This is a genomic window from Pseudomonas sp. NY15181 (assembly GCF_048068055.1).
Taxonomy (GTDB): domain Bacteria; phylum Pseudomonadota; class Gammaproteobacteria; order Pseudomonadales; family Pseudomonadaceae; genus Pseudomonas.
On the sequence record NZ_JBLUPT010000011.1, the window covers coordinates 65,148 to 78,613 of the forward strand.

Below are 13,466 nucleotides of genomic sequence, written 5' to 3' on the forward strand. Positions count from 1 at the left end.
GCACATACGAGGGGCAAGCTTAGACGGAGATTCTCGATAGCGAAAAGGAATATGCGTGTGCATTTCACGACTTTCACACAGTCAGATTCTGACTAGTCAGACAATCTGACAGGACGATGCACAGCGCCGGGTTCACACTTTCCAGCTAATTCCCGAATGACTACGCTTGGGCTTCAGGAGCGGCCCGGCCCCGGCGAACAAGAGGCAGGCCGCAGTCAGTACAAGTGGAGAGCGGGGAATGCGTTACAGGATGTTGCTGCTGTTGTGGGCAATGTTGGTCTGGCCGCTGGCGGGAGCGGCTGATTCGCTGGCGGGCGATGCGGCCAGCGTGGCCGATGTGGCGCCGGAAGTGACGCCAGCGGAGCTGAAGATCGAGAACCGTGTCGTCATGACCTTTCGCGGCACCTTGCTCGGTGAAACCCCGGAGGTCCGGGTACGCCGGGCGAAGTCGGCCATCGAGGACGCCCTGCAGAGCAGCGGCGAGCTGAAGGTCAACATCGATCCGATCCAGAACAGCTACATCGTGCTGCTGGGCTACAGCCGCGCCTTCATCGTCACGCCGCAGGATGTCGACCCGCCGGGCGGCTCGGTGCGCGCCGCGGCGGAGCAGGCGGCCGACAACCTGCGCCGCGTGGTGACCGAGAGCGGTCAGGCGCGCAACCTGCGCTTCCTGCTCATGGCGCTGGGCTATTCGGCGCTGGCCACGGTGATCTACTTCCTGCTGCTGCGCGGCGTCAGCCTGGGACGGCGCAAGCTGTTCGAGCGCCTGCCGGGCCTGATGAGCCGGCACAAGCAGTGGCTGAAGCTGGGGCATACGCCGCTGTTCGACGTGCAGTACCTCTACTACCTGTTCGGACGGCTGGTCTGGCTGTTCTACTGGGTGGTGGTGTTCCTGCTCAGCTACCAGTGGCTGAGCTTCGTGCTGTCGCAGTTCCCCTACACCCGGCCGTGGGGCGAGAGCCTCAACGTGCACCTGATCGATCTGGCGCGCTACCTGCTCAACGGCATGCTCGGCGCCATGCCGGGGCTGGCGGTGGCGCTGTGCATCGTGCTGATCGCGCGGGGGATCAGCGGTTTCTCCCGGCGCCTGCTGCAACGCCTGGCGCGCCCCGGCACCCTGGGCTGGTTGACCGAAGAGACGCTGCAGCCGACTACCCGGCTGACTTCCCTGGCGATCTGGCTGTTCGCGCTGGTGATGGCCTACCCCTACCTGCCGGGCTCCGGCACCGAGGCCTTCAAGGGTGTTTCGGTGCTGATCGGCCTGATGATCTCCCTCGGCGCGTCCAGCGTGGTCGGCCAGGCCGCCGCTGGATTGATCCTCACCTACTCGCGGACCCTGCGCGCCGGCGAGTTCGTGCGGGTCGGCGAGCATGAAGGAACGGTGACCGAGGTTGGCATGTTCAACACCACCATCCGCACCGGCCTGGGCGAAGTGCTGACCCTGCCGAACTCGATGATCACCGGCTCGGTGACCAAGAACTACTCGCGCATCGTCCAGGGCCAGGGCTATGTGGTGGATACCGTGGTGACCATCGGCTATGACACGCCCTGGCGCCAGGTGGAAGCCATGCTGATCGAAGCCGCACGGCGTACCGACGGCATTCTGGAATCGCCGGCGCCGCAGGTCTTCCAGACCGCGCTGTCGGACTTCTATCCCGAATACCGACTGGTGGCCCAGGCCATCCCCAGCGAGCCGCGCCCACGCGCGCTGCTCCTGAGCATGCTGCACGCCAATATTCAGGACGTGTTCAACGAGTACGGCGTGCAGATCATGTCGCCGCACTACCTGGGCGATCCGCACCAGCCCAAGTGGGTGCCCAGGGAGCAGTGGTACAGCGCACCGGCGCGCCCGCCGGGCGATGAGGTGTCGCGAAAAGAATAACCCCGTGCCCCGTGCGGTTGGGGCTGGCTCACGCGGTGCTGCGGCTTTCGAACGCCAGTCCCAGCGCCAGATCGCCGCAGCCGAGCCGGCCGAGCCACTGCTGCGCCTTCGGGCCGGACAGGTGCGCCTCCAGTTCGGCCTGGCTGGCCCATTGGGTCTGCACCTGCCAGCGGTCGTGCCCCAGGGGTTTCAGCTCGCCGGACTGGCATCCGGGCTGCTGGCGAACCTGCTCCAGCAGCTCGCCCAGATAGGCGCCCAGCGCAGCGGTCTGGCCGGGGAATGCCTGGACTCGAATGATGGCAATGGCGGACGGGGACATGGCGAGGCTCCTTTTGGCAGGGTGGGAGGCCATTGGGCGCTTGGGCCGGGCGGATGCATAGGCCGGAACCGGTTTTCAAAATCGATGCTGAAAGGTTAAGCGCGCCACCCAGGCGCTTGAACCGCCAATTCCCGGGAAAACCGCCGGGCCAATCCGCCGCGCATCAGCCCATCTGCTGAAGCAGGTCGCGCACCTTGTCCAGCGCCGGGTCGATGTCCAGGGTGTCGATGGCGCCGAAGCCCAGCAACAGTCCATCGCGTACCGGCTCGTGGTCGTAGAAGGGCGCCAGCCCGTAGAGGCCGACCTCGACCTTGCGCGCCAGCTCCATCAGCAGCGGCACGTTGGTCGGCTGGCGCAGCAGCGCGCAGAGGTGGAAACCGGCCACCGAGGGCACCGCTTCCAGCCAGGGCGACAGGTCGCCGTCCAGCCGGGCGAGGATGCGCTCGCGGCGGCCGGCGTAGATGCCGTGGCAGCGGCGGATGTGCTTGAGCAGGTAGCCCTCGGCCATGAACTTGGCCAGCGCCCATTGCGGCAGGGTCGAGCTGTGCCAGTCGCACAGCTGGCGGGCGCGGATCACCGCCGGGAACAGCGAGGGCGGCAGGATCAGGTAGCCCAGGCGCAGCTCCGGCAGCAGCACCTTGGAAAAGGTGCCGATGTAAGCCACCACGCCGTGGCGGTCGAGGCTCTGCAGGGCATCGGTGGGGCGCCCTTCGTAGCGGAACTCGCTGTCGTAGTCGTCCTCGATCACCAGCGCGCCCAGCTCGACGGCCCGCGCCAGCAGCGCCTCGCGGCGCGCCGGGCTCATCGGCATACCCAGCGGGAACTGGTGCGAGGGGGTGGTGTAGATCATCCGCGTGCCGTCGGGGATCCGCTCAACCTGCAGGCCCTCGGCGTCCACCGGCACGCTCACCACCTCGGCGCCAAGCATGCGGAACAGCAGCCGCGCCGGCGGGTAGCCGGGGTCTTCCATGGCGACCTTGTCGCCGGGGCGCAGCATCACCCGCGCCAACAGGTCCAGCGCCTGCTGCGCGCCATTGCAGACCATCACGTCGTCGAGCTGGCAGTTCACCCCGCGCGCATAGGCGATGTGCCGGGCGATGCCGTCGCGCAGCGGGGCGATGCCCTCCGGGCGGCTGTAGTGCCCGCGCGGCGTGCTCATCTGGCGCATGGCGTGGTTCACGCAGCGCCGCCACTCCTCCTGGGGGAACTGCAGCTGGGTGGTGGCGCCGCCGATGAAGTCGGCCCGCGCCGTGCCCTCGCCACCGGGGTGGCTGAGGCGGGTATCGAGGTTGGCCCAGTGGTCGATGTTGGCCTGGCTGGCGAAGCGGAAGCGGTCCTGGCGCCGGTCGTTGCGGGGTATCCGCGTGTTGACGAAGGTGCCGCTGCCGACCTTGCCGACCAGCACGCCCTCGTAGGTGAGTTGCGCGTAGGTGTCGGAAATGGTCTTGCGCGAGATGCCCAGTTGCTCCGCCAGCAGGCGGCTGGGCGGTAGCCGGGTGCCGGCGGCGAGGCGGCCGGAGTCGATGGCCTCGCGGAGCTGGCGATAGAGTTGCCCGGCCAGGTCTTTCTGGCCGTGGATGATCAGGTGAAGCTCCAAAGCTGGCTCCGGCAGGCGTGACAGAGCAGGAAGAGTAGCGCCGGGCGGATTGGCCGGTGAAGTTGCGTGACGAATTTTCCGCGAATTGGCCACCAGCCGTGCGTCCGGCGCCGCGCACAATGCGCGTGTCCCATCCCCGAGGAAAGCGCCATGCAACCGCGCCTGGATTACTACACCGCGTCCCCCGAGGCCCTGAAGGCGGTATTGGCCCTGGAGGCCGCGATCTTCGAGCTGTCCGTCGAACGCCCCTTGCTGGAGCTGGTACGCCTGCGCGTCTCGCAGGTGAACAACTGTGCCTTCTGCGCCGACATGCACGCGATGGAAGCCCGGCGCGCCGGAGAGACGGAGCGGAGGCTGTTCGCCGTCAGCGTCTGGCGCGAGTCGCCGTTCTTCTCCGAACGCGAGCGGGCGGCACTGGACTGGTGCGAGGCGGTGACGCTGCTGTCCGAGTCGAAGGTGCCGGATGCGGTATTCCAGCATGCGCGGGAACAGTTCAGCGAACGCGAACTGGTGGACCTCACCGTCGCCATCGGCGCGATCAATGTGTGGAACCGCCTGGGCGTGTCCTTCCGCCAGTTGCCGCCAGTCTGAAGCGATCAGGCGGGACAGCCATGGCCCGAGCTCATCCGCGAAAGCACATAAGAGCCCCTCTGCCTAACCCTCTCCCGCAAGCGAGAGAGGGGACCGTTCGGTGGAGGATGCAACTTCAGCGTCAGCCGGCACGGACGGCTCCCTCTCCCTGAGGAGCGGGGCGCGCAGCCAGGGCTGGGGTGAGGGGGATACGCAGGCACGACCTTGCCCGTGGAAACCGTTGCCCTTACACCGTCCGGCAGAGGGTCGTCGCTCGCCGCAGCGGCAGGCAGCACAGCGCGCCAATCAACAAAGCCCCGGCGGCGGCGCCGAGGGCCGGAATGAAGCTGCCGGTCAGGCCGCGCAGGGCGCTGGCCACCAACGGCCCGACGATCTGCCCGACGCCATACAGCGCCGTCATCGCCGCCAGCATGTTGAAGCGCACCTGGCCGGCCACCGCGCGGGCCGCCGGCATGGCGATGGTTACGGTGCCCATGAAGCTGCCGCCCACCAGCACCGCGCTGCCCAGATAGAGAAAAGCCGACTCGCCCAGCGCCGGCAGCATCACGCCCAGCGCCTGCACCAGCAGGTTGAGTGCCAGGGCGCGGCGGCTGCCCAGCTTCAGGTGCACACGGTGCCAGAGGAAGCACGACGGCGCCGCGCCGAGGCCGAACACCGCCCAGACTTGCAACGGGTCGATGGCGCCCAGGCTGCTCTTCATCAGCAGCGGCAGGTAGGTGGCGGTGATGATGTAGCCAAAGCCCGCCAGCCCGTAGACCAGCAGGATGATCGGTGCACCGAGCTGCGGCGAAAGGCTGTCATGGGCCGCAGTGTGCCGTGCGGCGGATGGCGCCGAGTACCGCAGCGCCGGGGCGGCCAGCAGCGTGAGCAGCAGCCCGGCCAACGCCAGCACGCACCAGATCGCCGCGCTGCCCAGGCCGAAGGCGTTGCCGGCGACGATCAGCTCGGCGGAGAGCAGGATGCCCACGCCAACCCCGGCGAACATCAGCGGCGCGCCGTGGGTCTCGCCCATGCATTGCAGCAGCCACTGCGCCGCGCCCACCAGCGCCATGGCGCTGAGTACGCCGGCCAGCAGGCGTACGCCGATGGCGAACCCGGTGGGCGCCGGGATGGCCATGGCGGCCAGGGCGATCAGCGTGCCGACCAGGGCCAGCGCGCAAATGCGCGCGGCGTGGCGTTCATGACTGCGCGCCAGGAGCAGGGCGCCGAGCAGGTAGCCGGCGTAGTTGGCTGAGGCGGCCAGCGATCCACCGGTGACGCTGAGCAGGCCGTCGCGCACCATCAGCGGGTAGAGACCGGTGAAGGCGAAGCGGCCGAAGCCCATGCCCACCGCGAGGATCAGCGCCGCCGACAGCGCGGCGGGCAGCCGAGGTGACGGCTTCACGGACGTGCCTCCAGGGTCTCCCGCCAGCGCCGGAAGGCACCGGTGGCGTAGCCGTCGCGCCAGACCAGCAGGGTATCCACTTCCATCATCGGCACGACCTGCAGCTCCGGCGTTTCCCGTTGCAGCTCCAGCACCGAGCGCGGCAGCACGCCGATACAGGAACCGGCGTTCACGCAGGCGAGGATGCCGTGGTAGGAGCCCACTTCCTGCACCGCCAGCGGCGTGCCCTGCAGCCAGCGCTCGGCCAGCAGGCGATAAGTGCAACCCCGGGTAAAGCCGGCAAGGGTACGGATCTGCACGTCCGCAGGCGCGCTCACCGGGGGGTGGTTGCCGGGCAGCACCAGCAGCAGTTCCTCGCGGAACACCGGCTCGGCGCGCAGGCCACGTTCCAGCGCCGTCTCGAAGCCGGGTTCGGCACGCAGGATGTCAGGGTGGGCGATCAGCGCGCAGTCGAGTTGGCGATTCAGCACCTCGTCCAGCAGCTTCTGGCTGTGGCCGGTGCCGACCCGCAGTTCCACCTCGGGATAGTCGCGGTGGAAGCGCGCCAGGGGTTCCGGCAGGCGGCTGGCGGCGGTGGCTTCCATGCTGCCCAGGCGCAGGCTGCCGCTGGCGCTGTCCGGGTGCAGCGACTGGCGCGCCTCGGCGGCCAGGGCCAGCATCCGTTCGGCGTAGACCAGGAACCCGCGGCCCTGGTCGGTCAGCGTCATGCGCTTGCCGTCACGCAGGAACAGCGCCGCGCCCAGGTCGTCCTCTAGCTGGCGAATGCGCGTGGTGACGTTGGACTGCACTCGTTGCAGGCGGGCGGCGGCGCGGGTGACGCTCTGTTCCTCGGCCACGCAACGGAAGATTTCCAGGCTGGAGAGATCCATGATTAATCTTCAATAGAGAATATGTTGCGACAAATATTCTCTTTATGAGATGTTGAGTCAAGCGGCGATATCGCCGGACCGACGATGAGGACCCCGTCATGCGCATCACCGAACTGCTCGGCATCCAGCACCCCATCATCCAGGCGCCCATGGTCGGGGTGTCCACGCCGGCATTGGCGGCGGTGGTGTCCAATGCCGGTGGCCTGGGCTCCATCGGCCTTGGCGCGAGCAACGCGGCGCAGGCCCGCGCACTGCTGGAGCAGACCCGCGCGCAGACCGACAAGCCGCTGAACCTGAACCTGTTCTGCCACCGCCCGGCGCAGGCGGATGCGGAGCGTGAAGCGGCCTGGCTGGAACACCTGCGCCCGCTGTTCGCCGAGTTCGATGCGCAGCCGCCGCAGCGGATCACCGAGATCTACCGCAGCTTCCTCGCCGACCCCGAGATGCTGGCGTTCCTTATCGAGACCCGTCCAGCCGTGGTCAGCTTCCACTTTGGCCTGCCGGCGCAGGACTGGATCGATCGCCTGAAAGCTGCCGGTATTCGTCTGCTCGCCACCGCCACCTGCCTGGAAGAGGGGCGCGCCATCGAGGCGGCAGGCATCGACGCCATCGTCGCCCAGGGGTATGAGGCTGGCGGCCACCGGGGCGTGTTCGAACCGGAGAAGGACGCACGCATCGGCACCTTCGCGCTGGTCCGCACGCTGGTAAAAGGCACGGGCCTGCCGGTCATCGCGGCGGGCGGGATCATGGACGGACAGGGCATGCGTGCCGTGTTCGAATTGGGCGCGCAGGCGGTACAGATGGGGACGGCGTTCATCTCCGCCAACGAGTCGTCGGCCAACGCTGCATTCAAGGCGGCGCTGCGTGGCGAGCGTGGAGAGCGCACCGAGGTGACGGCAGCGATTTCCGGGCGTGCCGCGCGGGGCATGGTGAACAGGCTGTTCACCGACGTGGGGCGTGCCGATGCGCCGGCCCTGCCGGATTACCCGATCACCTACGATGCGGCCAAGGCGCTGACCGCTGCGGCCACCGCCAAGGGCAACACCGACTTCGCCGTGCAATGGGCCGGGCAGGGCGCGCCCCTGGCGCGGGAAATGCCGGCGGCGGAGCTGGTGGAAACCCTGATGCGGGAGTTCCGCGCCGGCGCCTGATCAGCGTGCGCTGATGGCGGCTGCGGGTTTCTCCCGCGGCCGCCAGAGTTCGGCCAGCAGCACCCCGGCCAGGGTCAGTGCGCCGCCGACCAGGTGATAGCTGGTCAGCCGTTCGCCCAGCACCACGGCGGCAATGGCGGCGGTCAGGACCGGCAGCAGGTTGAAGAACAGCGCCATGCGGCTCGGCCCCATGCGCGCCACGCCCTGCATCCAGGCCAGCGCGCCGACGATCGAGGCGAACAGCGCGGCATAGAGCACCAGCGGCAGGTTGGCGGCGTTCAGCCCCTGGTGCGGCGAGGCCAGGTACAGCGGCAGCAGTGCGAGGATCGCCACCAGCACTTGCAGGTAGAGCATCACCAATCGCGGCAGCGGCAGGTTCCATTTCTTCAGCAGCACGCCGTAAACGCCGTAGGCGAGGGTGGCGACGATCATCATGCCGTCGCCCAGGTTCACGCCGTGGCTGAGCAACTGGTGCGGGTTGCCCTGGGTTATCACCAGCAGCACGCCGGCCAGCGAGACCAGCGCGCCGAGCAGTGCCGCGACACTCATCCGGTGGCCCAGCAGCAGGGCGGCGAGGGCGAGGGACATCAACGGCATCAGCGAGAGGATGATGCCCATGTTGGTCGCCGAGGTCAGCGCGGCGGCGTAATAGGCCAGGCATTGGTACACGGCCATGCCGAGCAGGCCGAGGGTGACGATCTTCCAGAGGTTGGCGCGGATGGTCAGCCAGTGGGCGAGGGTGGCGCGCAGCAGGAAGGGCGTGAGCAGCAGGCCGGCCAGCAGCCAGCGGAAGAAACCGATCTCCGCCGGGGCGATCTGCCCCACGGCGAGCTTGTTGACGACGGTATTGCCGGACCAGATGACCACGGCCAGCAGGGGGAACAGGTAATTCATGGTGAAACGCTTCCGGGGATAACGGCGCCTATTGTCCGCTCGTCCGAATCGAGACGTATAATGAAATCCGGACAATCTACCCCGGCATTCGGACATGACCCGCGCCAAGGCACTTTTCCCTCCCGCGTTCGAAGCATTGCCCTCGGACATCTACTTCCGCTACGACGAGTTCGACGCCGGCACCCACTCGCCCAGCCATCGCCACGCCTGGGGCCAGCTCAACTACGCCTCCCACGGCGTGATGGAACTGGAGGTGGACGGCCAGCGCTTTCTCTCGCCGCCGCAGTACGCCGTATGGGTGCCGCCGGGGCGGGAGCACAGCTGCTACAACCGCCAGGCCATCGTCTATCGCTCGCTCTACGTGTCCGCCGAGCTGTCGCGCAAGCTGCCGGCTTCGCCCTGCACCCTGGCGATCAGCGACATCCTAAAGGCCATCCTCTCCGACTTCGCTGCGCGCCAGGTGAACATCCCGCAAAGTGACGCGGACCGGCGCCTGGCCGAAGTGGTGATCGACCAGTTGCAGGCGGCGCAGCCCCACGACGATTACCTGCCCTACGCCAGCGGCGGCGCGCTGGGCGAGGTGCTGGCCGCCCTGCAGGCGGAGCCCGGCGACAACCGCACGCTGGCCCAGTGGGCCGAGCGCGTGCACAGCACCGAGCGAACCCTGGCGCGGGCCTGCCAGCGGGAGCTGGGGATGTCGTTCGGGGAGTGGCGCCAGCGCCTGCGGTTTCTTGCCGCCATCGAGGCACTGGCATCGGGGGAGGGGGTGCAGCAGATCGCCTTCAACCTGGGCTACAGCAGCCCGTCGGCGTTCATCGCGATGTTTCGCCGGCTCTCCGGCACCACGCCGGAGCAGTACCGTGCGACCTTCCGTGCGCTGGAGCAGGAGTGAGTCCGGGCTCGAGGACTCCGAGCCCGATGCCCTCAGCGCCTCCAGAATCCCTTGGGGCCCGTGGGCTTGTCATCGACTCGCTCGAAGGTCGGCATTTCCTCCCGCGTGACCCAGACGTCCCCCTGCCAGTCGAGCGCGGGGATATCCAGAAAGCCCAGGTCCCTGTGGCGCGGCAGCTGCGGGACGTTCTGCTGCTGGTCGAGCAGTGGCGGGATCACGCTTTCGCGGAACCACTGGCCCAGACCCTGGCTGCCCGGATGGCGGTGGCGGCCGAGTGCCTCGTAGAGCGCCGGCTCGTTGAGCACTTCGACGGAAACCACGCCGCAGTCGCCGCGCAGGCGAACCGGCCGCAGGTCGTCCGGATAGACGCTACGGGCGAGAACGGTGGGGTGGTGCAGGCCGATCAGGCGTGACACATCGGGGACGACGAACCAGGGCTGGTTGTCGATCATCACTGCGCGCAACGCTTGGTCGTGACGGTGGAAGGTGATTGCGGCGAGGACATCCATGGCGGGCACTCCAGTGCGTTCAGGGAACCGCCGTCCAGCTGTGAGGTAAATGGGGAGGCGGATTGTGCGAGTCGAGTGCGCCGGGAACGGGGCACCCACCGGTCAGGGAATTGACCGTGGCGCAGAGGAATCTAGCGATGGCCTCTGTAGGCTCACAAGGCAGTTTGCCGGTGGGAAATTTCGTGGGCTGACAGGGTTGGCGGTGACTGTGGAGCGCCGTTAACGCTCTGCGTTATACGCCGATTGGCCTTGGTCGCATGCCTGCCCGGATTCGAACTGGGAGTCGTTGACCCAGCTGGAGCATGACGTTGGCGAGGAGCCGGGTGTAGCGGCGTACAACCGCGAACGGTTGTACGCCCAGCCAGGGATCAGCCCAGGGATTCTTCAAGCGCCAGCAGCTCTTCCACACGCTGACGGCGGCGGATCAGACGAGTTTCCGCGCCATCGAGCAGCACCTCGGCGATCAGCGGACGGCTGTTGTAGTTCGACGACATGGAGGCGCCGTACGCGCCGGTGTCGTGGATCAGCAGCAGATCGCCGACCTGGGCGCGGGGCAGGGTGCGGGGGATGACCACGCCGCCATCGCCCTGGGTGAATACGTCACCGGACTCGCACAGCGGGCCGGCCACCACGGTGTCGATCACCTCGCGGCTGTCCACGTCGCCGGCCAGCAGGCTGATGCCGTGGTAGCTGCCGTACATGGACGGGCGCATCAGCTCGTTGAAGCCGGCGTCCACCAGCACGAAGTGGTTGCTGCCGGCGTCCTTGGTGGCGCGGACTTCACTGAGCAGGCAGCCGGACTGGGCGACCAGGTAGCGGCCCGGCTCGATCTCCAGGTGCAGCGGGTGGCCGACCACGGCCTCGGCGGCCTTGCGCGCCTTGTCCCAGAGCTGGAAGTAATGCGCGGTGTCCACCTCCGGATCGCCGTCGCGGTAAGGGATGGACAGGCCGCCGCCGGCGGAAATCCCGGACAGGTCGTGGCCGGCGTCCTTCACCAGGCTCACCAGACCGAGCATGGCCTCGCCGACCTGGGCCAGGTGAGCGTAGTCGACGCCGGAGCCGATGTGCATGTGCAGGCCCACCAGGCGCAGGCCGCGCTCGCGGATCACGTCCAGGGCGGCATGCAGGTCGGCGTGCCAGATGCCGTGCTTGGAGTGCTCGCCGCCGGTGTTGGTCTTGTTGCTGTGGCCGTGGCCGAAGCCGGGGTTGATGCGCAGCCAGACCGGATGGCCGGGGGCGACTTCGCCCAGTTGGCGGAGCATGTCGATGGAACCGGCGTTCACCGGGATGCCGTGCTCGACCACGGTTTCCAGGGTGGCGCGGTCCAGCAGGTCGGCGGTGAAGACGATCTCGGATTCATCCTCGCGGCACGAGTAGCCGGCGGCCAGGGCGCGCAGCAGTTCGCCCTGGGACACCGCGTCGACCTTGACGCCCTGTTCGCGCATCAGGCGCAGGATGTGCAGGTTCGAGCAGGCCTTCTGGGCGAAGCGAATGATGTCGAAGCTCTTCAGACGCTCGATCTGGCCGCGGATGGTGGCGGCGTCGTAGACCCACAGCGGGGTACCGAATTGCAGGGCGAGCTGTTCGGCGCGGGGCAGGGCGAGGAAAGTCATGAATGGGCTCCGAAGATAGATGCCGCTAGTCTACCGAGCCTTTGCTGTGCTGAATAATGCCGCTTGTTGGTTAATCAATTCAATTTTGATATAGGGTGCAGCCCACGCCGGCTTCGCGCAGACGCTGCACCAGCAGGCCGGCTTCTGCCTGAAGCGCCGCCACGAAGCGCTCGCGCAGCGGCGTAGCCGGGCGGTACAGCGGTTTTGCCACGCTCACCTGGAATGGCAGCGAGAATGCCAACGGCCGCAACTGGATGCCCTGGCCCTGGAACATCAGCGCGGTGATCGGGTTGACCACGGCAAGGCCCAACCCCGCGCGGACCATGCTGCACACCGATACGGCGCTGTGGGTTTCCACCTGCATCTGCCGCTGCACGCCGGCGCCGAGGAACACGGCGTCGATCAGGTGCCGGTAGCGGTCGCTGGTGGCGAGGCTGACGAAGGGCTGGCCGGCGAAATCCGCCGCTTCCAGGCGCTCGCGGGCCAGCAGCGGATGGCCGTCGGGGAGGATGCAGACCTCGTCCACCGCCAGCAGCGGCTGCAACTCGGTGCCACGCGGTGCGTCGTCGTTCTCGATCAGGCCGATGTCGTGGTGTTGGGCGCTGAGTGCCTCTTCCAGATGCGGCGACTCCAGCGCCGCCACCTCCAGGCTGATGGCCGGGTTTTCCCGGCTGAAGCGCTTGCAGGCCTCCGGCAGCAGCGCCTGGGACAGCGCCGGCAGGCAACCGATGGAGAACTTGCCCTCGGCGAATTGCCCCAGGCTCCCGGCGAAGGCGACGATACGGTCCAGTCCGGTGAAGGAGCGCTCCACCTCCTCGAACAGCATCAACGCCCGCGCCGTCGGCGCCAGCCGCCCGCGCTCGCGCAGGAACAGCTCGAAGCCGACCAACTGTTCCAGCCGCGCCAGCTCGCGGCTGACCGTGGGCTGGCTGGTGTGCAGGAACGCCGCCGCGCGGGTGACGCTGCCGGTGGTCATGACCGCGCGAAAGACTTCGATGTGGCGGAGGGTGATCATGGACGGCGCCGATGGGGAGATGCGGATAGCCTAAAGGCCAGGGAGCAGATCAGCAATTGAATGGGCTTACCTTGGAGTGCAACCCAGCCAACTGATAAGTTCTCCGCTTCAAGGGATTTGAGCAGCCTGCGTCAGGGAGTCTTATGCGCATCGTCGGTTTTCTGTTGGGCCTGCTGGTGGTGGTGGTCGGGATAGCTTCACGAAATTTTGCCTTCATTCCTCTGGGGTTGGCTTTCGTCGCCTTTGGGCTTGGCTGGAAGAATATCCTGCTGCGGACGGTCCCGAAGGCGCAGGAGCACGTGTCTCCGCCGCAGATCGATGGGCAGCCCGTGGGGCAGTTTCTGTCTCAGCCCAGGTGGTTTTGGCCGTTGGTCATCGGCTTCCTGTTCCCCGTTTCGATTCACTACGGCTGGACCGTCGTGGACTGGGGCAGGCATACCGCTTCGCGTTTTCACGAGACGGAACAATTCCTGATCGGCGGCCTCCTATTCGCCCTGCCCATATTGCCGTTGGGAGTCTGCTGGATGACTGCTCGCGACGCGCGACGAGGATTACTGCCCGGGAAGGGCCGAGACTTGCGTCGTGTCATCCTTGGCTTCAGTGCGGGAATTTCGGGATGTTTGCTGATGCTTCCCTTTATGGCGGATGGCCTTTCGTTTGATCGCCTGGGGGCGCTCTGGTGGACGCTAATGAGCGTCGGCTTTTTTGTGATGCTTGCTCCGCCACCGGCAGAGAAAGCCCTATCGTAGA

The 13,466-nt window shown here is 67.4% G+C and carries 13 protein-coding genes; 5 read left to right on the plus strand and 8 right to left on the minus strand.

Translation table 11 applies throughout. The annotated features are described in order from the left end of the window. The first annotated feature begins 238 nt into the window (after positions 1–238). On the plus strand, positions 239–1,882 hold the full coding sequence (locus ACNFBT_RS22655; protein ID WP_416752979.1) for a mechanosensitive ion channel family protein: 1,644 nt from the start codon (positions 239–241) through the stop codon (positions 1,880–1,882). A gap of 28 nt (positions 1,883–1,910) precedes the next feature. Here ACNFBT_RS22655 and ACNFBT_RS22660 read toward each other — a convergent pair whose 3' ends face one another. Both ACNFBT_RS22660 and ACNFBT_RS22665 read right to left on the minus strand, forming a co-directional pair. After that, on the minus strand, positions 1,911–2,201 hold the full coding sequence (locus tag ACNFBT_RS22660) for an antibiotic biosynthesis monooxygenase family protein (RefSeq protein WP_416752980.1): 291 nt from the start codon (positions 2,199–2,201) through the stop codon (positions 1,911–1,913). Between the two features lie 163 nt (positions 2,202–2,364). Beyond that, a complete protein-coding gene (locus tag ACNFBT_RS22665) occupies positions 2,365–3,798 on the minus strand; it encodes a PLP-dependent aminotransferase family protein (RefSeq protein ID WP_416752981.1) in 1,434 nt (477 codons plus the stop codon). 150 nt (positions 3,799–3,948) lie between these two features. On the opposite strand from ACNFBT_RS22665, the gene ACNFBT_RS22670 reads away from it, so the two are divergent. Continuing rightward, positions 3,949–4,389 (plus strand): carboxymuconolactone decarboxylase family protein, encoded by a 441-nt coding sequence (locus ACNFBT_RS22670; protein ID WP_416752982.1) that lies wholly within the window; start codon positions 3,949–3,951, stop codon positions 4,387–4,389. 226 nt (positions 4,390–4,615) lie between these two features. Here ACNFBT_RS22670 and ACNFBT_RS22675 read toward each other — a convergent pair whose 3' ends face one another. Continuing rightward, a complete protein-coding gene (locus ACNFBT_RS22675) occupies positions 4,616–5,773 on the minus strand; it encodes a YbfB/YjiJ family MFS transporter (protein WP_416752983.1) in 1,158 nt (385 codons plus the stop codon). Next, positions 5,770–6,642, minus strand: coding sequence for a LysR substrate-binding domain-containing protein (locus ACNFBT_RS22680; RefSeq protein ID WP_416752984.1), 873 nt, complete (start codon positions 6,640–6,642; stop codon positions 5,770–5,772). Before ACNFBT_RS22680 ends, ACNFBT_RS22675 begins: the two co-directional genes overlap by 4 nt. 98 nt (positions 6,643–6,740) lie before the next feature. On the opposite strand from ACNFBT_RS22680, the gene ACNFBT_RS22685 reads away from it, so the two are divergent. Beyond that, positions 6,741–7,793, plus strand: coding sequence for an NAD(P)H-dependent flavin oxidoreductase (locus ACNFBT_RS22685; protein WP_416752985.1), 1,053 nt, complete (start codon positions 6,741–6,743; stop codon positions 7,791–7,793). Here ACNFBT_RS22685 and ACNFBT_RS22690 read toward each other — a convergent pair whose 3' ends face one another. After that, positions 7,794–8,687: a DMT family transporter gene (locus ACNFBT_RS22690; protein WP_416752986.1), complete on the minus strand. Its 894-nt coding sequence runs from the start codon at positions 8,685–8,687 to the stop codon at positions 7,794–7,796. Between the two features lie 94 nt (positions 8,688–8,781). Here ACNFBT_RS22690 and ACNFBT_RS22695 point away from each other — a divergent pair, with 94 nt between their 5' ends. Continuing rightward, positions 8,782–9,579: an AraC family transcriptional regulator gene (locus tag ACNFBT_RS22695; protein WP_416752987.1), complete on the plus strand. Its 798-nt coding sequence runs from the start codon at positions 8,782–8,784 to the stop codon at positions 9,577–9,579. 32 nt (positions 9,580–9,611) lie between these two features. On the opposite strand, the gene ACNFBT_RS22700 is transcribed toward ACNFBT_RS22695, so the two are convergent. The 3 genes from ACNFBT_RS22700 to ACNFBT_RS22710 all read right to left on the minus strand — a co-directional run bounded on the left by ACNFBT_RS22700 (position 9,612) and on the right by ACNFBT_RS22710 (position 12,716). After that, the gene (locus tag ACNFBT_RS22700; protein WP_416752988.1) at positions 9,612–10,088 is read right to left on the minus strand and encodes a Bro-N domain-containing protein; all 477 of its coding nucleotides are present in this window, start codon (positions 10,086–10,088) and stop codon (positions 9,612–9,614) included. A 368-nt stretch (positions 10,089–10,456) separates the two neighbouring features. Beyond that, a complete protein-coding gene (gene lysA / locus ACNFBT_RS22705; protein WP_416752989.1) occupies positions 10,457–11,701 on the minus strand; it encodes a diaminopimelate decarboxylase in 1,245 nt (414 codons plus the stop codon). 79 nt (positions 11,702–11,780) lie between these two features. After that, the gene (locus ACNFBT_RS22710) at positions 11,781–12,716 is read right to left on the minus strand and encodes a LysR family transcriptional regulator (RefSeq protein WP_416752990.1); all 936 of its coding nucleotides are present in this window, start codon (positions 12,714–12,716) and stop codon (positions 11,781–11,783) included. Positions 12,717–12,859: 143 nt separating this feature from the next. Here ACNFBT_RS22710 and ACNFBT_RS22715 point away from each other — a divergent pair, with 143 nt between their 5' ends. Further along, positions 12,860–13,465: a hypothetical protein gene (locus ACNFBT_RS22715; RefSeq protein ID WP_416752991.1), complete on the plus strand. Its 606-nt coding sequence runs from the start codon at positions 12,860–12,862 to the stop codon at positions 13,463–13,465. Position 13,466: the final 1 nt, after the last annotated feature.